The 16,159-nt window shown below is 71.6% G+C and carries 17 protein-coding genes; 9 read left to right on the top strand and 8 right to left on the bottom strand.

What is annotated here, in order from left to right:
• Positions 1 to 2: 2 nt before the first annotated feature.
• From BLV05_RS29125 to BLV05_RS29105, 5 genes are read right to left on the bottom strand one after another with little or no spacing between them, the layout of a single operon-like run.
• Positions 3 to 779 carry an ABC transporter permease gene (locus tag BLV05_RS29125; RefSeq protein ID WP_046772000.1) on the bottom strand — a complete coding sequence of 259 codons (777 nt, stop codon included), beginning with the start codon at positions 777 to 779 and terminating at the stop codon, positions 3 to 5.
• Positions 776 to 1,579: an ABC transporter permease gene (locus BLV05_RS29120; protein WP_052763030.1), complete on the bottom strand. Its 804-nt coding sequence runs from the start codon at positions 1,577 to 1,579 to the stop codon at positions 776 to 778. Before BLV05_RS29120 ends, BLV05_RS29125 begins: the two co-directional genes overlap by 4 nt.
• 4 nt (positions 1,580 to 1,583) lie before the next feature.
• Complete coding sequence (locus BLV05_RS29115; protein WP_160312822.1) at positions 1,584 to 2,564, bottom strand: ABC transporter substrate-binding protein; 981 nt, start codon at positions 2,562 to 2,564, stop codon at positions 1,584 to 1,586.
• 44 nt (positions 2,565 to 2,608) lie between these two features.
• Positions 2,609 to 3,667, bottom strand: a complete 1,059-nt coding sequence (locus BLV05_RS29110) for an alpha/beta hydrolase family protein (RefSeq protein WP_052763031.1) — start codon at positions 3,665 to 3,667, stop codon at positions 2,609 to 2,611.
• A 23-nt stretch (positions 3,668 to 3,690) separates the two neighbouring features.
• Entirely contained in the window at positions 3,691 to 4,854 is a 1,164-nt protein-coding gene (locus tag BLV05_RS29105) for a CaiB/BaiF CoA transferase family protein (protein ID WP_052763032.1), read from the bottom strand.
• Positions 4,855 to 5,005: 151 nt separating this feature from the next.
• Between BLV05_RS29105 and BLV05_RS29100 the strand changes: the two genes are divergently transcribed.
• Positions 5,006 to 5,755, top strand: coding sequence for a FadR/GntR family transcriptional regulator (locus BLV05_RS29100; protein WP_046772002.1), 750 nt, complete (start codon positions 5,006 to 5,008; stop codon positions 5,753 to 5,755).
• A gap of 21 nt (positions 5,756 to 5,776) precedes the next feature.
• Here BLV05_RS29100 and BLV05_RS29095 read toward each other — a convergent pair whose 3' ends face one another.
• Genes BLV05_RS29095 through BLV05_RS29085 form a run of 3 tightly spaced genes read right to left on the bottom strand, consistent with a single transcriptional unit; the run spans position 5,777 to position 7,618 of the window.
• On the bottom strand, positions 5,777 to 6,175 hold the full coding sequence (locus BLV05_RS29095; protein WP_052763033.1) for a VOC family protein: 399 nt from the start codon (positions 6,173 to 6,175) through the stop codon (positions 5,777 to 5,779).
• A gap of 8 nt (positions 6,176 to 6,183) precedes the next feature.
• Positions 6,184 to 6,711: a cupin domain-containing protein gene (locus BLV05_RS29090; RefSeq protein ID WP_152691035.1), complete on the bottom strand. Its 528-nt coding sequence runs from the start codon at positions 6,709 to 6,711 to the stop codon at positions 6,184 to 6,186.
• Positions 6,698 to 7,618 (bottom strand): HpcH/HpaI aldolase/citrate lyase family protein, encoded by a 921-nt coding sequence (locus tag BLV05_RS29085; RefSeq protein WP_046772004.1) that lies wholly within the window; start codon positions 7,616 to 7,618, stop codon positions 6,698 to 6,700. The genes BLV05_RS29090 and BLV05_RS29085 overlap by 14 nt, the downstream gene beginning before the upstream one ends.
• A gap of 230 nt (positions 7,619 to 7,848) precedes the next feature.
• Here BLV05_RS29085 and BLV05_RS29080 point away from each other — a divergent pair, with 230 nt between their 5' ends.
• The 8 genes from BLV05_RS29080 (at position 7,849) to BLV05_RS38860 (ending at position 16,030) form a co-directional block, all read left to right on the top strand.
• Positions 7,849 to 8,928 (top strand): LacI family DNA-binding transcriptional regulator, encoded by a 1,080-nt coding sequence (locus BLV05_RS29080; RefSeq protein ID WP_046772005.1) that lies wholly within the window; start codon positions 7,849 to 7,851, stop codon positions 8,926 to 8,928.
• Entirely contained in the window at positions 8,925 to 9,872 is a 948-nt protein-coding gene (locus tag BLV05_RS29075) for a ribokinase (protein ID WP_046772006.1), read from the top strand. The genes BLV05_RS29080 and BLV05_RS29075 overlap by 4 nt, the downstream gene beginning before the upstream one ends.
• Before the next feature lie 35 nt (positions 9,873 to 9,907).
• Positions 9,908 to 10,882 carry a sugar ABC transporter substrate-binding protein gene (locus BLV05_RS29070; RefSeq protein WP_046772007.1) on the top strand — a complete coding sequence of 325 codons (975 nt, stop codon included), beginning with the start codon at positions 9,908 to 9,910 and terminating at the stop codon, positions 10,880 to 10,882.
• 5 nt (positions 10,883 to 10,887) lie between these two features.
• On the top strand, positions 10,888 to 12,432 hold the full coding sequence (locus BLV05_RS29065) for a sugar ABC transporter ATP-binding protein (RefSeq protein ID WP_046772008.1): 1,545 nt from the start codon (positions 10,888 to 10,890) through the stop codon (positions 12,430 to 12,432).
• Entirely contained in the window at positions 12,419 to 13,438 is a 1,020-nt protein-coding gene (locus tag BLV05_RS29060) for an ABC transporter permease (RefSeq protein WP_046772009.1), read from the top strand. The genes BLV05_RS29065 and BLV05_RS29060 overlap by 14 nt, the downstream gene beginning before the upstream one ends.
• A 22-nt stretch (positions 13,439 to 13,460) precedes the next feature.
• Positions 13,461 to 15,416, top strand: a complete 1,956-nt coding sequence (locus BLV05_RS29055; RefSeq protein ID WP_052763035.1) for an ADP-ribosylglycohydrolase family protein — start codon at positions 13,461 to 13,463, stop codon at positions 15,414 to 15,416.
• Positions 15,417 to 15,452: 36 nt separating this feature from the next.
• Positions 15,453 to 15,677, top strand: coding sequence for a hypothetical protein (locus BLV05_RS36205; RefSeq protein WP_152691037.1), 225 nt, complete (start codon positions 15,453 to 15,455; stop codon positions 15,675 to 15,677).
• Positions 15,678 to 15,874: 197 nt separating this feature from the next.
• Positions 15,875 to 16,030: a hypothetical protein gene (locus BLV05_RS38860; protein WP_157524342.1), complete on the top strand. Its 156-nt coding sequence runs from the start codon at positions 15,875 to 15,877 to the stop codon at positions 16,028 to 16,030.
• Positions 16,031 to 16,159: the final 129 nt, after the last annotated feature.

The following is a 16,159-nucleotide window of genomic DNA, read 5'->3' as shown; positions in this document are numbered from 1 at the left end:
GGTCACGCTCCTCGCTGGCGGGTCGTGGTGGCGGGGTAGCCGCGGAGCAGAGCCCGCTCCGCGGCACGGAACAGCACGCTCAGGACGTAGCCGGTGACACCGAGCACCACCATGCCGCTCCACATGTCGACGACCGCCCAGGTGCGCTGCGAGGTCAGCACGAAGTGCCCGATGCCGTGGGCGGAGCCCTGCATCTCGCTGACGACGATGAGCGCGATGGAGACGTACAGGGACACCCTGGCGCCGGCGATGATCTGCGGCAGCGCCACGCCGAGCCGGACCCGGAACAGCCGGTTCGCCGCCGAGATCCCGTACGCCGCCTCGAGGTCGCGGATGCTCGGGTCGATGCCCCGCACCGCGGCGACGGTGTTGATGAGCACCGGCCACACCGCGCCGAACGCGATGACGGCGATGCGCATGCCCTCGTCCAGCCCGAGCACGAGGATCGCGATCGGCAGGAACGCGACCGCCGGCATCGCCCGGGCGAACTCCAGGATCGGCTCCAGCGCGTCGCACAGCCGCGGCGCGCTGCCGATGAGCAGGCCGGCGAGCGTGCCCACGGCCACGGCTAGCAGGAAGCCGAGCAGCATGTTGCGCAGGCTGGGCAGCAGGTCGGTCAGCGTGTGCTCGAAGATCCACAGCTCGCGCACGGCGGACAGGATGTCGGGGAGCGGCGGGAAGTACAGGCTGTCGCTGCCGGACGAGACCAGCCACCACAGCGTGACCAGCCCGGCCGGCAGCCAGGCGTAGGTGACGACGCGGCGCAGGGTGCGGGTCATGCCGGCCGCCCCCGCACGGACGGGTGCCAGCCGATCAGCGCGCGCTCGGCGTAGCGCATGGCCAGGTTCAGGGCCACGCCGAGGAGCGCGGTCGCGATCGCCAGCGCCATGACGTCGTCGACCCGGCCGGCCTGCTGAGCGCTGATCAGCTCGCCGCCCAGGCCGGCGGCGCCGCCGACGTACTCCGAGGCGATCGACAGCAGCAGCGCGATCGTCAGCGCGACCCGGACGCCGACCAGGATGCCGGGCAGGCTGCCCGGCAGGTACACCCGCCACCAGCGGACCCGCCGCGGCACGTCGAAGCCGTCCAGGACGTCGCGCTGCAGCGGGTCGACGTCGCGGACCGCGTCGGTGGTCCGGTTGAGCAGCGGCCAGCAGGCCCCGTAACCGATCAGCAGCAGCTTCATCGGCAGCGTCGGCCCGAACAGCAGCAGGCCGAGCGGCAGGAAGCAGACCGCGGGGATCGCGCTCAGGAAGTCGAGCAGGATCCGGCTGCTCGCGAACGCGAACCGGCTCACCCCGATCAGCAGGCCCAGCGGGATCGCGATCGCGCTGGCGATCGCCAGCCCCAGGAGCGTGCTCCACAGCGTCTGCGCGAGCGCGCCCCACAGCACGGTCCCGGTCGCCAGCTCCGCCAGCGCCGCGATCGTGTCCCACGGCGTGGCGATGCCCGCGACCAGGGCGCTCGCCGCGGCCCAGGCCGCCAGCAGGGCCGCGACGGCGAGCAACCGCCGCGCCAGCCCGGCCGGCCGGAGCTCGCCGCCGCGGCGCCGCGCTCCGCCGATCACCAGAGCGCTCATCGGGTCAGCCGGTCAACTCGACGATGAGCGAGTCGAAGTCGGGCTGCTCGTCGAGCATGTCGTACTCGAGCGCAAGCTCGGCGAGCCGGTCGAGGCTGGCGAAGTCGGTGACGCTGTCGGTGAAGGTCGGGAAGCGCATGACCTCGATCACCTCCAGCTCCACGGTCATGTAGGTCGCGGCGACGCGACGGGCCAGTTCGCGGTCCTCGTTCACCGCGTGCCCGGCCGCCTCGACCGCCTCGGAGAACGCGGCGAGGACGTCGGCGTTCTCGGCGGCCTGCTGCTGCGTCGCCACCCACAGTGTCCCGGACACGCCCTGCGTGCCGACCGCCTGGGCCGCGAGCGGGTACAGCCCGCGCTGCTCGGCCTGGGTCGCGTACGGCTCGGTGATGAGCGCGGCCGCGACGTCGCCGCCCTCGATCGCGTCGGCCATCGTCGCCGGCGTCAGCTCGACGTACTCGACGGCGCTGGAGTCGCCGCCCAATGTGTCGATCGTCGACTTGGACGACAGCTCGTGGTAGCCGGCCAGCGCGCTGACCGCGAACCGCTGGCCGGCGAGGTCCTGCGCCGTCACGGACTCGTCCTTCACGAAGATGATCGCCGGGTCCAGGGCGACGTCACTCGGCTGGATCGTCGCGATGCCGAAGACGGCCAGCGGCAGCCCGTTGGCGGCCGCTGTGATGGTGCCGAACCCGTCGCCGAGGGTCACGTCGATCTGGTCGTTCATCAGCATCGGGATGGCCTCGGCGCCGGAGAGGACCGGCACGAACTCGACCTCGATGTCGCGCTCGGCGAACGCGCCGATGTCCTCGGCGACGTAGGCGGACAGCGCGTTGGCGGTGGTGGGGACGCCGACCCGGAGCTGGACGGTCTCGCCCGTGGCCGCCGTCTCGGTGGCCGGGTCGTCGTCGCCGCAGCCGGTGAGCAGCGCGAGGCCGATGGCCGCGGCGCCGAGCACGGCGAGAGTGCGGGAGTGGAGTTGCACCGGTACCTCCTTGTACGCGGGTGGTGGGACGTGCGGGGACGCCGCTAGGCGGCGTCTGTGAGCCAGCCGACGATCGTGGGGACGGTCGCCGGCGTGAAGCCCATGTGGCCGGCCTCGAACAGCCGGATCGACTTCGGGCGGCCATGGCGGGCGAGGAGGTCCATGTCCTCTGGCGAGATGGTGCGGTCGTGGACGCCGTTCACCAGGAGCATCGGCGCGCTGGGGCCGTCGATCAGCCCGGTGTCGCGCAGCGACAGCGCGGGCAGCGCCGCACCGAACTCCTCCTCGGTCGAGCACCCCATGACGGTGGCCAGGGCGCGGGTGAAGGCGGCGGGATACTCGCCGCGGTCCACCCACCCCTCGAGCCAGCCGTTCTGGAAGCTGTGGTGTGCCGGTCCGCCGTGGTCGATGGCCGCGTGCAGTCGCTGCGGGTGGGTGTGCGCGGCCCTGGCGGCCCAGTAGCCGCCCAGGCTGGTGCCGAGGACGGACCGGAACCCGGTGAGGTCCGGCCGGGTGTCGGCCCAGGCGAGCACCGCGTCCCACATGACGTCGGCGGCGGGCGTCATCGGGACGGGGGACTGGCCGGTCCCCGGCGCGTCGAGCGCCAGTACGGCGAACCCGGCCGCGCGGTACGGGGCGGTGACGACGGTGACCAGCTCCTCCTTCCAGACGTCCAGCCCGCCGACGGCGATCAGCAGCGGGAACGGGCCGGCGCCGGCGGGCCGGGCGAGCACGGCGGGGAGGGTGCCGAGCTCGGTCGCGAGCTCGGCGAACTCGACGTCGTCGCGGCCCTCGTGCGCCCGGTGGAAGTACTCGACGGAGGCCGCGTACGCCTCGCGCTTGACCTCGGTGTCGACACATGGGTAGCGGGCGATGTGCGCGTAGTCGTAGGCCATCGCCCAGTCCTCGCCTCCGGCCCGTTCGTCCGCGAGCGCGAGGAACGCCGTGGCCCATTCGTCGGAGGCCGGCGCCGCGACGCGGTCGAGCGCGGCGACGCTCTCCTTCGCGTCGGAGCCGCCGAAGAACGGGTTCAGGCCTAGCAGTGCGCGCCGGCGCAGGATGGCCAGCGCGTGGTCGTCGGGGCGTTCGAGGATTCTGGTCACGGGGCTCCCTTCGCCGGCGGCGGTCAGGCCGCGCCGAGGCCGAGCTCGGCCCGGATCGCGTCAGCGTGCTCCGCCAGCCGGGGCGCCGGCCGTCCGAGCATCGGCTGGTCGTCGATGCGCGCGGGCGAGGCGACGATCGTCCGCGGCGAGCCCTCGCCGGGCCGCTGCACCACGGCGTCGAGCTGGATGACCTGCGGGTCCACCAGCGCCTTCGCGATGTCATTGAGGGGAGCGGCCGGCACGTCGTGCGCGTCCAGCCGGCGCAGCCAGTCCGCCCGGGGCCGCCGGGCGAAGGTGGCCCGCAGCTCGTCGCGCAGCTCGGCGTAGTGGTCCTTGCGGTCCGCCCAGGTGGCGAAGCGCGGGTCGTCGGCCAGCTCCGAGCGCTCGACGGCGGCGAGCAGGCCCTTCCAGAACTTCTCCGGTGAGGACAGGTGGACAGTGAGGCGCAGCCCGTCGCTGGCCTCGACCATGTAGGACTGCGAGAACGACGGACGCGAGCCGGAGTGCGGCACGATCCCGCTCGCGAGGTAGTCCTGCACGTCGGCGGCGAGGAACGCGAGCATCGACCCGAGCATCGTCACGTCGACGACGCCGCCCTCGCCGGTCCGCTCGCGCCGGACCAGGGCGGCGAGGATCGCGTGCGAGGCGAAGATCCCGGTGACCGTGTCGCCGAAGTTCGGTCCCACCGGCGTGGGCCGGTCCGGGTCGACGATGAGGCTGTCCAGGCCGCTCAGCGACTGGACCACTTGGTTGTAGCTGGGCCGTTCCGCGTACGGCCCGGACTCGCCGAAGCCGCTGATGCGGCAGTAGACCAGCCGCGGGTTCAGCTGCCGCGCCTGCTCGGCCCCGACGCCCAGCCGGTCGGCGACCCCCGGCCGGTAGTTGTGGATCAGGACGTCGGCCGTGGCGATCAGCGCCCGCGCGACGTCGCGGTCGCCCTCGTCGCGCAGGTCGAGCGCGATGGACCGCTTGCTTTTGTTGTACGCCTGGAAGTAGGGGCTGTAGGCGTCGCCGCTCCAGCCGCGCATCGGGTCGCCCCGCGGCGGCTCGATCTTGATCACGTCGGCGCCCATGTCGCCCAGGAGCGCCGCGGCGTACGGGCCGGTGACGAACGTGCCGAGCTCGACGACGCGGACGCCGGTCAACGGCAGTGCGACTGGCTGGTTCGCCGCGGTCGGCATGGGCATCTGCGCCCGCCCTCCCTCGTCCGTTCGTCCGATGCTAGGAACGGTAGCGTCAAGACTCAAAGTGAGCAAGAGACTTTGAGACTTAGATAGTATGTCGTCCGGGCGGTGATGATCGGTATAGTCGAGGTCCGCCCCGGAGGGAGCACCTGAGATGGCCACGACACCGTCGACCGTCTTCGGCTCCGACGGCTTCCGGCGCGCGCGCTCCGGCGCCGCGGACCAGGTGGCCGACGACCTGCGCGCCAAGATCTACTCCGGCGAGCTCGAGAAGGGCGCCCGGCTGCCGTCCGAACGCGAGCTGGCCAAGTACTACGGCGTCAGCGCGCCGACGGTCAGCGAGGCGATCCGCGCGCTGAGCGCGACCAAGCTGCTGCAGGCGCGGCACGGTTCCGGCACGTATGTCACGGCGGAGTCGTCCGAGCTGGTCGACCAGGCGTTCCAGGCGGTCGTCGAGCTGGAGAGCGTCGACCTCGAGAGCGTCCTCGACGTGTCCGACCTCGTGTACGAGAAGGCGGTCGGCCTCGGTGTGACACGCGCGTCGGACGACGAGGTCCAGGAGCTGCGCGACGCCACCGCGGGGTTCGACGAGCGGGCGCACTCGGCCGACGAGTACGCCGCCGTCCTCGCGCGCTACCTGACCGTGCTCGTCCAGATCTCGCACAACAGCCTGCTCGTGGCGATGTCGCGGTTCCTCATCCGCAAGCACATCGCGCTCGCGCGGGAGTCGGCGGTCATCAGCAGCCAGACGTGGGCGCAGGTCGCGCTCAGCCTCAACGGCGAGCGGGCGGCCGTCGTCGACGCCGTCGCCCGGCGCGACCAGGCCGCCGCCGACGCCGCGATCCGGACCTTCCTCCTGCGCGGGCGCGAGGTCATCCGGGCGAACCGGGGCGCGGCCGGCTGACGGCGCCGGCGCCTGACGCCGTCAGCCGGGGAACGGGGCGTAGACGCGGACGCGCCCGCCGTCGGGGGTGGTGACGCTCGCCGCGCAGCCGCTCAGGCGGCGCGAGATCGCCGTCCGGTCCAGGCCGGCGGCGTCCCAGTGGGTGGCGAGGTCCTCCAGGTCCTGATAGGAGGCCAGCTGGAAGGACACCGCCTCGGCGCCGAGCCAGGTGCCGTCCGCGGCCAGCAGCAGCTGGACCGGCACCGCCACGCCGGGCACCGTCAGGACCACCGCCACGAGCGCGCCGGACGCGTCGACGTGGTCCAGGTCCGGGTCGCGCCGGGCGCCGAACGCGGTGCCGAAGAACTCCAGGGCGGCGTCGAGCGACCGGACCGCGAACGTCACGTGATGCAGGCCGCGGAACCGCGGCACCTGGGTCATCGGGGGGCTCAGAACGTCGCCGAGATCATCACGACCGCCAGCAGGCACGGCCGGTCGGAGCGGTTGCTCCAGGCGTGGTTGCCGCCCCGCAGGACGACGGTGTCGCCCGGCGTCATCCTGACCTCGTCGCGATCGGTGACGAGGTGGATCTCGCCCGAGACGCAGGTGGTGAAGTCCAGCGTGCGGGTGCGGTGCATGCTGGGGTGCCGGGTCAGCTCCTGGACCGTCGGCAGCACGGGCTGCCCCACTTGCTCGTGCAGCCGCGCCATGGCGGCGCGGTGGCGCTCCGGGTCGGCGTCGTCCGGCGGGATCTCGAGGGCCCGGAACAGGAAGCCGTCCGGTGCCGGCTCGCGGGCCACCCAGTCCGCCGACAGGTCGACGTCGAGGGCGTTGTCCGGCGGGAACCGGTCGGCCGCCCACAGCGTGGACCGCCAGTAGAACCCGTCCTCCACCTGCTCGTTGGTGAGGTGGTCGCTCAGCACGCCCGACCGCCCCTCGTCGTCGATGCCCACGACGTAGCGCTTAATCCTCGGCATGCTTCTCCTCAGGTCCGTCGTCGATGTCGTCGGCGTCGTCGGCGCGGGCGATGACCCGGTAGGCGCTGCGCACGTTGGCGAGGTCGAGCATCTTCCCGTCGTGCTCGATCACCCCGACGCCCTGCTCCGCCGCCCGCCGGTACGCGGCGACGACGCTCGTCGCGGCCGCCAGCTCGTCCGGCGAGGGGACGAACGCGGCGCGGATGGCGGGCACCTGGCGGGGGTGGATGGCGACCTTCCCGTCGAAGCCGAGGACCCGGGAGTTCCGGCACTCGGCCCGCAGCAGCTCGTCGTCGGCCAGCGCCGCGCACGGCCCGTCGATCGCGACGACGTCGCCGGCGGCGCGCAGCTCGGAGACGAACCGGGACTTCGCGTAGTGCAGCGCGCGGCCGTCCGGCGTCCAGACGCCGCCGAGGTCGGTGATCAGGTCGCCCTGCTCGGCGCTGGCCAGGCCCATGGCGGTGACGCGGGTGGAGGCGCGGGCGATGTCGTAGACGGACCGCAGCGCCGCGTTGCTCTCGACGACCGGCGCCAGCGCGATGCGGCCCGCCGGCAGGCCGGCGGCGCGCTCGGCCGCGGCGATCCGCTCGTCGACGGCGCGCACCTCCGCCGCGGACTCGGCCTTGGGCAGCATGACGACGTCCAGCCACGGCCCGACGACCGCATCGAGGTCGGCTTCGTGCCGCTCATCGCCGGCCGCGTTGATGCGGACGATCCTGGTCACGCCGCGTCGCGCCTGAGCGAGGGCCTGGGGGACGGCCGCACGGGCGTCGTCGAGGTGGCTCGCGTGAACCGCGTCCTCGAGGTCGACGATGACGCCGTCGGCGCCCGCCGCGAACGCCTTCGCGACGCGGTCCGGACGATCGCCCGGCGCGAAGAGCAACGACCGCCACCGATGTCGAGCCACGGCTGTCCTCCTTGGGTCGCCCGCTCCGTCACCCGGTGCCGGACTCGCTGACCTGCGCCGACCGGTCCGCCAGCGTGCAGCGAGCCTAGCGCATCGGTCACTTGGTACACAAGAGACCAAGAGACTTGCCGAATTGGTCTTACGGATCGCGACAGGGGTCTTGCGGACGGCGGGGATCGACTTGTAGCCTCCGTCACACATTCCACATCAACACGAGTTGAAGGGTGAGCATGCCGGTAACCCGACGTGACGTGGCGAAGCTGGCCGGGACCTCCCCAGCGGTGGTGAGCTACGTCCTCAACGGCGGCCCGAGGGGCGTGGCGCCGGAGACCCGCGAGCGGGTGCTGGCCGCGATCGAGGAGCTGGGCTACCGGCCGAACCGCATCGCGGCGTCGCTGCGGCGGAACCGGACGATGACCATCGGGCTGGTGGTGCCGGACAACACGAACCCGTATTTCGCCGAGCTCGCCCACGCGGTCGAGGACGCGGCGTTCGATGCCGGGTACACGCTGTTGTTGGGCAACGCCGGCAGTGACGTGAAGCGTGAGACGTCGTATGTGAGGACGTTCCTGGACAGCCGGGTCGATGGGCTGGTGCTGATCCCGTCGGGTGAGGTGGTGGCGTCGGCGGGGGAACTGGCCGAGTCGGGCACTCCGTGGGTGGTGTTGGACCGTCTGGTCGATCATGTCGACGGGGTGGCCGGGCAGTTGGTGTCGGACAACCGTCACGGTGGGCGGCTGGCGACGGAGCATCTGCTGTGGCATGGGCGTACCCGGATCGGCTGTATCACCGGGCCGGGTCATGTGGCCAACTTCAACGAGCGGGTGCTGGGTTGGCGTGACGCGTTGGGTGGCAATGGCCGCGACGCCACGGCCGCGGCGCTGCGGGAGACCGAGATCAGCCGGTTCGCCGCCCGCGATGCCGCCCGTGACCTGCTGCAGGCAACGCCGGGTATCGACGGCGTGTTCGCCGTCACCGACGAGCAGGCACTGGGCGTGCTGCGCGCGCTGATGGAGCTGGGCCTGCGCTGCCCGGACGACGTCGCCCTGGTGTCCTTCGACGGCATCGACGCCTCGTCTCTCACCACGCCCGGCCTGTCCACCGTGGGCCAGTCGATCCGCGAACTGGCCACATCCGGCGTCTCCGTGCTGCTTGACGCGATCGAGCGCGACGACGACGCGCCGGCGGAGCGCGCGGCGGACCCGGCACGGCCGCTGGTCTTCCCCGTCCACCTCACCCCGCGCGGCTCCTGCGGCTGCCCGGACGTGTTCGAGTCGGCCACCCGCCGCGACACCGGGGGCCGCCGATGAGCCAGGTGACCGTCGCCGTCGTCGGCAGTGTCAGCACCGACCTGGTGGTCGGGGCCGACCGGTTCCCCGACGTCGGCGAGACCGTGCTCGGGTCCGACGTCGTCTTCCGCTCCGGCGGCAAGGGCGGCAACCAGGCCGTCGCCGCCCACCGCCTCGGCGCCCGGGTCGGGCTGTTCGCCGCTCTCGGCGCCGACCAGTTCGGCTCGCGGCTCCGCGCCGGCCTCATCGACGCCGGCCTGGACACGTCGTACCTGCAGACCACCGCCGACCGGCCCAGCGGCATCGCGATGATCGTCGTCGGCCCGCAGGGCCAGAACACGATCACCGTGGCGGCCGGCGCCAACCGGGCACTCTCGCCCGACGGCCTGGACGGCCTGCGCGAGTTCCTCACTCAAGCGCACGGCCTGATCCTGCAGCTGGAGATCCCGGCCGAGACCACGCTGGCCGCCGCGGCCGCCGCCGTCGCGCTGGGCGTCCCGGTGACCCTCAACGCATCCCCGCTGCCCGAGCGCGAGGACGACAGCCTCGCCCGGCTGCTCGAACTGAGCGACGTCCTCGTCGTCAACGAGACCGAGGCCCGGATTCTCGGCGCGAGCGGGGACACCTGGCCCGGCCGCGCCCGCAGCCTCCTCGCCCGCGGCCCACGGGTCGTCGTCGTCACCCTCGGGGAGGACGGCGCGCTCGCCGTCAGCCACGACGACGTCGTCGTCCAGCCCGCATTCGCCGTCGACACCGTGGACACCACCGGCGCCGGCGACGCGTTCGGCGGCGCGCTCTGCGTGGAACTGGCCAGCGGCGAGTCCCTCACCAACGCGCTGCGCACCGCGTGCGCCGCCGGCGCGCTGGCCACCACCAAGCTCGGCGCCCAGGAAGCCGCGCCCACGCGACGCGAGGTCGAGGCGCTGATCGGAACGGGAGGTCGCCGCGGGCTCTCTCCGCACTAGAAGCAACTCGTGTTGACCGATGCAAAGGAGTATCGATGAGGATCAATCGGCGAGCCTTCGGCCTCGCGGCGGCTGCTGCCGCGACCGCGCTCGTCCTGGCCGCCTGCGGCCAGGAGTCGACCGGCACCACGGACACCGCGGACTCCGCCGCGGACGACGGCGAGACGCCGGTCATCGGCCTCGTTATGAAGAGCCTGGGCAATCCGTACTTCCAGGCCATGCAGACCGGCGCCGAAGCCTACGACACCGAGAGCGAGGACTTCGAGCTCCGTGCCGTCGGCATCCAGTCCGAGACCGACATCGCCGGGCAGGTCGAGGCGGTCAACAACCTGGTCGCGCAGGGGGTCGACGCGATCGTGATCGCGCCGGCCGACTCGATCGCGCTGGTCGCGCCGCTGATCGAGGCCGACGCCCAGGGCATCTCCATCGTGAACATCGACGTCAAGCTGGACGACGACGCGCTCGAGCAGGCCGGACTGGACATCCCGTTCGTCGGGCCGGACAACGTCGAGGGCGCCCGGCAGGTCGGCATGGTGCTGGCCGAGGACCTCGGCGAGGGCGCCAAGGTGGCGATCCTCGAGGGCATCCAGGGCGCCGCCAACGCCGAGCAGCGCAAGGAGGGCTTCGAGGCGGCGGTCGCCGAGGGCGGCCTGGACCTGGTGGCGTCGAACACGGCGAACTGGGAGACCGAGCAGGCCAACACCGTCTTCACCAACATCCTCGGCGCGAACCCCGACATCCAGGGCGTTATGGCGGCGAACGACTCGATGGCGCTCGGCGCGCTGGCGGCGCTGGAGGCGTCCGGCCAGCTCGGCGAGATCAAGGTCGTCGGCTTCGACAACGTCCCGGAGGTCGAGCCCTACCTCGCCGACGGTTCGATGCTCGCCACCCTCGACCAGTTCGGCTCCGACCAGGCCGTCTACGGCATCGACGTCGCGCTGGACCTGCTGGCCGGCGAACAGGCCGAGGACTGGGTGAAGACGGACATCGAACTCATCACGGGAGAGTGAGACCGATGCACGGCGCGGCGACGCCCGGCCCGCGACTGCGGGTCGAGGGCGCGACCAAGCGTTACCCGGGCGTCGTCGCCCTGGACGGGGTGGAGCTGGAAGTGCAGGCCGGCGAAGTGCACGCCCTGGTGGGCGAGAACGGCGCCGGCAAGTCGACGCTGGTCCGGATCCTCGGCGGCGTGCACCCCGCGGACGACGGCTCGCTGCTCCTGGACGGCGAGCCGTACGCACCGCAGTCGCCGCAGGACGCCCTGTCCGCTGGCATCCGGGTGGTGCACCAGGAACTGGCCACCCTGCCGAACCTCACCGTGGCCGAGAACCTGTTCCTCGACCAAATGCCCCGGCGGGCCGGCGTCGTCCGCTACGGCGAGCTGAACGCGGCAGCACGCCGGGTGCTCGAGACGGTGGCGCTCGACGTCGCACCGCAGACGCGGATGGAACGGCTGAGCCTGGCGCAGAAGCAACTCGTGGAGATCGCCCGGGCGCTGGCCACCGAGGCACGCCTGGTGATCTTCGACGAGCCGACCGCGACGCTGACCATCCCGGAGAAGCGGCGGCTGCTGTCGATCATCCGCGACCTGCGCGCGGGCGGCGTGGCCGTCATCTACATCTCGCACCACCTCGACGAGGTGTTCGAGGTGTGCGACCGCGCGACGGTGCTGCGCAACGGGCGCAGCGTCGGGACGCGGCGGATCGACGAGCTGAGCACCGAGCTGCTGGTGCGGATGATGGTCGGCAAGGAGTTGGCCGACGACCATCCGTTCCCGGACGATGTCGCACCCGGCCCGATCGTGCTGGAGGTCGACGGGCTCACCGCCCCCGCCGTCGCCCACGACGTCAGCTTCACCGTCCGCGAGGGCGAGATCGTGGGGCTGGCCGGGCTGGTCGGCGCCGGCCGGACGGAGGCGGTGCGGACCATCTTCGGGGCCGACCGCGCCCGCGCCGGCACGGTCAGGGTGCGTGGCCGAGTCGTGCCGGCCCGCCACCCGCGCGGGGCCGTCCGCGCCGGGATCAGCCTCGCGCCGGAGGACCGGAAGGAACAGGGGCTGGTCCTCGAGATGGGCTGCGACGTGAACATCAGCCTCGCGTCGCTGCCGAAGGTCAGTCGCTACGGCCTGCTGCGGCGGCGGGACGAGCGCCGCGAGACGGCCGAGGCGGCCCGCCGGATGAACGTCAAGGTCGGCGACATCGGCACCCCGGCCGGCACGCTGTCGGGCGGCAACCAGCAGAAGGTCGTGCTCGGCCGGTGGCTGTACCGGGAGTCCGACGTGCTGATCGTCGACGAGCCCACCCGCGGGATCGACGTCGGCGCCCGGCACGAGATCTACCGGCTGCTCGCCGACCTCGCGCGAGCCGGCAAGGCCATCGTCATCGTCTCCTCCGATCTCAACGAGCTCATGGGGATGAGCCACCGGATCCTCGTCTTCTCGCGCGGCCGGATCGCCGCCGACGTCGACCGCGTGGACTTCGACCAGGAGCGGATCCTGGCCGCCGCCTACAGCGCGTACCTCACCGAGAAAGCCGAGAAGGAAGCCCATGTCGTCGACTGAGATCGCACCGCCGCGCACCACCACACGTCCGGCCCGGCTGCTCAGCTGGACCCTCGGGGACACCGGCATCGGGCTGGCGCTGATCGCCCTCGTGCTGATCTTCATCGCGACGGCGGAGAACTTCGCCACCTCGCAGAACGTGTCGAACATCCTCACGCAGATCACCCTCAACACGATCCTCGCGACCGGGATGACCTTCGTGATCCTGGTGGCCGGCATCGACCTCTCGGTCGGCTCGGTGCTGGCGCTCAGCGCGATGGTCGGCGGCGTCGTGATCACCAGCGGCATCGCGGACCCGCTGGCCATCCTGCTGGCCCTGCTCGCCGCCGTCGGCGTCGGCATGGCCTGCGGGTTCGTCAACGGGTTCGTCTCGGTGCGGTGGGCGGTGCCGAGCTTCATCGTCACGCTCGGCATGCTGAACATCGCCCGCGGCGCCGCCCTGCAGACGACCGACGCGGCCTCCGTGTTCGGCTTCCCGGACTCGTTCAACTCCTTCGGCACCGCCACGCTGCTCGGCCTACCGGCCGTGTTCGTGGTGGCGCTGGTCTTCGTCGTCCTCGGGCACTTCGTGTTGACCCGCACGGTGTTCGGACGGCTGCTGTTCGCGATCGGCAACAACGAGGAGTCGGTGCGCCTGGCCGGGCACCGCACCTCGTACTACAAGGTCGCCGCGTTCTCCATCTGCGGCGCCATGGCAGGGCTGGCGGCCGTCATCTACATGACCCGCCTGCACACGTCGAGTCCGATCATCGGCCAGGGCTACGAGCTCAACGCGATCGCGGCCGTGGTGATCGGCGGTACCAGCCTCTTCGGCGGCAAGGGCTCGATGATCGGCACGTTCCTCGGCGCCTGTCTGCTGGGCGTGCTCACCAACGGCTTGCTGCTGCTCGGCGTCGGCGACTTCGCCCGGCAGATGGTCACCGGAGCGGTGATCGTCCTGGCCGTGATCATCGACTACTACCGCCAGAAGGTCTCGGCGAAGCTCACCCTCAGTTCCCTCGATTAGGCAAAGGGAAAGGACTTCAACGATGAAAGATCTGACCCGCAACGTCGCGCTGAGCCTCGCAGCGCTCAGCCTGGTGGCGACGGCCGCCGCGGTGAACGTCACCGCGCAGGCGGCCGGCGCGCAGTCGAACAAGGGGTCGTCGACCCAGCGGATCGTCATCGACAAGGACGAGTACGCGGATCGCCTGGCCGCCATGTGGGAGGCGGAGTGCCTGGCGAACTGGACCGGCCTCACCACCGAGGGGATCAGGCCCAACGGCAGCAACTTGTACGGCACCCAGGACCCGTTCTTCACCGACGCGGACTGGGGCGCCATCGGCGCCGGCCGGCAGGGCGCGGACATCGACTGGGCCAACCCGGACCCGTGCGGTGCTGACGACGACACCGACATCGAGTACTCGTACATGAACGAGATGGTCAACGAGGCCGGCTCGGTCAAGCTCACGCCGGAGCAGGTCGCGCACATGTGGAACACGAACGTCGACTCGTTCGTGTGGTTCTCCAACAGCGCGGCGGACCTGCTCTCGCAGGACGGGGTGCTGCCGCCGTCGACGACGCTGAGCGCGGCGAACCAGCACCGCAACATCATCGACGCGCAGCTGACCACCGAGTTCTTCGGCGCACTGGCACCGGGCCGGCCCGACGTCGCGCTGGACATCGCCCAGCTGCCGATCCGCGCGTCGGCCGGCGGGTTCGCCACCCACGCGGCGCAGTTCAACGTCCTGCTCTACTCGCTAGCACCGCTGGTCGACCAGCGCAAGGACTCGGCCGAGCAGGTGCGCTGGCTGATCGACGAGGCGAGCAAGTACCTGCCGCGCGACTCGCGCGCCACCGAGATCATCGACTGGGTCGTGGCCACCTACGACGCGAACCCGGACGAGCCGTGGGAGTCGCTGCGGGACAAGATCTACGAGCGCTACCAGGTGAACTCGGTCGCGAACGGGTTCAAGTACATCATCAAGTACGAGGCCGCGATCAACTTCGCCGCCGAGGTGGCCCAGTTCCTGTACGGCGAGGGCGACCTGACCCGCACGATCCAGATCGGCACGCTGATGGGCTGGGACTCCGACAACCCGCCGGCCTCGCTCGCCGGCCTCATCGGCCTCATGCGCGGCTCCGAGTACGTGGCCGCCGAGCTGGCCGAGGAGGGCATCGCGCCGACCGAGCGGTTCAACGCCTACCGCACCCGCGACAACCTGCCCGACTACCTGCCCGACGACCCCGCGGCCACCGACACGTTCACGATGATGGGCGAGCGCGCCCTGACGCTGATCGACGAGAGCGTCGAGGCCGCCGGCGGCCGCGCCACCGCGAGCCAGTGGACGATCCCGCTGAAGTCGGCGCCGAAGGACGACTCCTACGAGGAGCTGGCCAAGGTCAACCCCGACGTCGACACCTACCTGCGCAGCGCCAACAACCAGGTGCGCCGCGATGGCGGCAAGGTCACCGTCAGCAGCAACCTGACCGGCAACACGGCCCTGTACACGCAGGACACCAGCGGCTACCCGGCCGGCCGGATGTGGCCGACCACCTTCCACGGCACCAACATCTCCGTCGTCGCGGACGGGTTCGACCACGACACGCGCGGCCTGGAGGAGTGGAACCGCAGCTCGTTCTTCGCCGGCACCGCCGGCAGCAGCAAGCCGCAGGTCACCGTCACCTACAACCGTACCGTCGAGGCCGAGAGCATCCGCCTGATCGGCGGCGGCGTCGACACGTCCGGCGGCTGGATCATCGGCGCGACGGTCGAGGTGCTGAACTCGCGGAACAAGTGGTCGACGGTGCCCGTCCGGGCCAGCGAGGCGTTCGACCCGGCCCAGCCGTTCCAGCAGGTCGACCTGGACTTCGGGGACGACCTGGACATCCGTGGCTTCCGCGTCACGTTCACGACCAGCGACGGCCACCTCAGCCTCACCGAGGTGGACGCGATGGGCGAGAGCAATCTCTCGTTCGACGGCTTCGAGGACGACCGCCGGTAGCCCCGGGGCGCTCCGGCCACGGTTGCCCAGACAGCCGTGGCCGGAGCACGCTGGACCTGGCGCCGGCCGCGGGCGCCCGAGCCGCTGGAGCGGCTGATCCACTCACCGTCAGGTGGCGAACACCATGACGTTCGGGGCGGGCAGTGCGATCGACTGGTCGGTCGGCTCCAGCCGGGCGTCGTGCGGTGCGATGGCGAACTGGACAACGGTGTGCGCGAGGTGACGCTGACCGACATCGCGACCGGCATCGGCAAGCACTAGTCCACGATGCCGCGCTACTTCGAGACGCGCGAGGAGTTCTTCCTGCGCCTGGCCATGCTGAGCCGGGCCGATTGGTCTGCCGCAGCGGCGGCCGAACTCGACACGCTGCCGGCCGGGTCGGCAGCCGGGTCGCCACTCCAGCGGTCACCGGCCTCGCCCCGTCACGGGCCGGCATTGTCATCTCGACGGCAACCGCGATGGCCGGAGCGCTCTGGCAGACGGCGGCTCCCGGCACCGCACTGCGTCAGTTCTACAAGACCGATCCGGAACTGGCCCACGCCATCGTGGACGTCGGCCCCCGCTTGGCCAACATCCTTTGCGGCCTCATCCGCGGCTACGCCGCCGGTGCGTGAGCCGCGCCATCCGGTCGTCGTGATCGCGTGCGGTCGGCGCCGCAAGTCGTTTTGCGTGTCGATCGTGAGTCCCATCACGCCAGGGCGTCTGTGCAACGCCGCTGCATGTAGAGGGACCAATGCTGATTC

The sequence above is a fragment of the Jiangella alkaliphila genome (genome assembly GCF_900105925.1).
Taxonomy (GTDB): Bacteria; Actinomycetota; Actinomycetes; order Jiangellales; family Jiangellaceae; genus Jiangella; species Jiangella alkaliphila.
Note: the sequence above shows the minus strand (reverse complement) of the source record. Positions and strands in the feature narration are given on the sequence as shown.

Bases quoted from the DNA above. Each gene is read 5' to 3' on its own strand.
- BLV05_RS29070 (WP_046772007.1), top strand. From the start codon at position 9,908: ATGAGGATCAATCGGCGAGCCTTCGGCCTCGCGGCGGCTGCTGCCGCG.
- BLV05_RS29080 (WP_046772005.1), top strand. From the start codon at position 7,849: ATGCCGGTAACCCGACGTGACGTGGCGAAGCTGGCCGGGACCTCCCCA.
- BLV05_RS29090 (WP_152691035.1), bottom strand. From the start codon at position 6,711: ATGCCGAGGATTAAGCGCTACGTCGTGGGCATCGACGACGAGGGGCGG.
- BLV05_RS29075 (WP_046772006.1), top strand. From the start codon at position 8,925: ATGAGCCAGGTGACCGTCGCCGTCGTCGGCAGTGTCAGCACCGACCTG.
- BLV05_RS29065 (WP_046772008.1), top strand. From the start codon at position 10,888: ATGCACGGCGCGGCGACGCCCGGCCCGCGACTGCGGGTCGAGGGCGCG.
- BLV05_RS29100 (WP_046772002.1), top strand. From the start codon at position 5,006: ATGGCCACGACACCGTCGACCGTCTTCGGCTCCGACGGCTTCCGGCGC.
- BLV05_RS29055 (WP_052763035.1), top strand. From the start codon at position 13,461: ATGAAAGATCTGACCCGCAACGTCGCGCTGAGCCTCGCAGCGCTCAGC.
- BLV05_RS29105 (WP_052763032.1), bottom strand. From the start codon at position 4,854: ATGCCCATGCCGACCGCGGCGAACCAGCCAGTCGCACTGCCGTTGACC.
- BLV05_RS29125 (WP_046772000.1), bottom strand. From the start codon at position 779: ATGACCCGCACCCTGCGCCGCGTCGTCACCTACGCCTGGCTGCCGGCC.
- BLV05_RS29095 (WP_052763033.1), bottom strand. From the start codon at position 6,175: ATGACCCAGGTGCCGCGGTTCCGCGGCCTGCATCACGTGACGTTCGCG.
- BLV05_RS29060 (WP_046772009.1), top strand. From the start codon at position 12,419: ATGTCGTCGACTGAGATCGCACCGCCGCGCACCACCACACGTCCGGCC.
- BLV05_RS29120 (WP_052763030.1), bottom strand. From the start codon at position 1,579: ATGAGCGCTCTGGTGATCGGCGGAGCGCGGCGCCGCGGCGGCGAGCTC.
- BLV05_RS38860 (WP_157524342.1), top strand. From the start codon at position 15,875: ATGGCCGGAGCGCTCTGGCAGACGGCGGCTCCCGGCACCGCACTGCGT.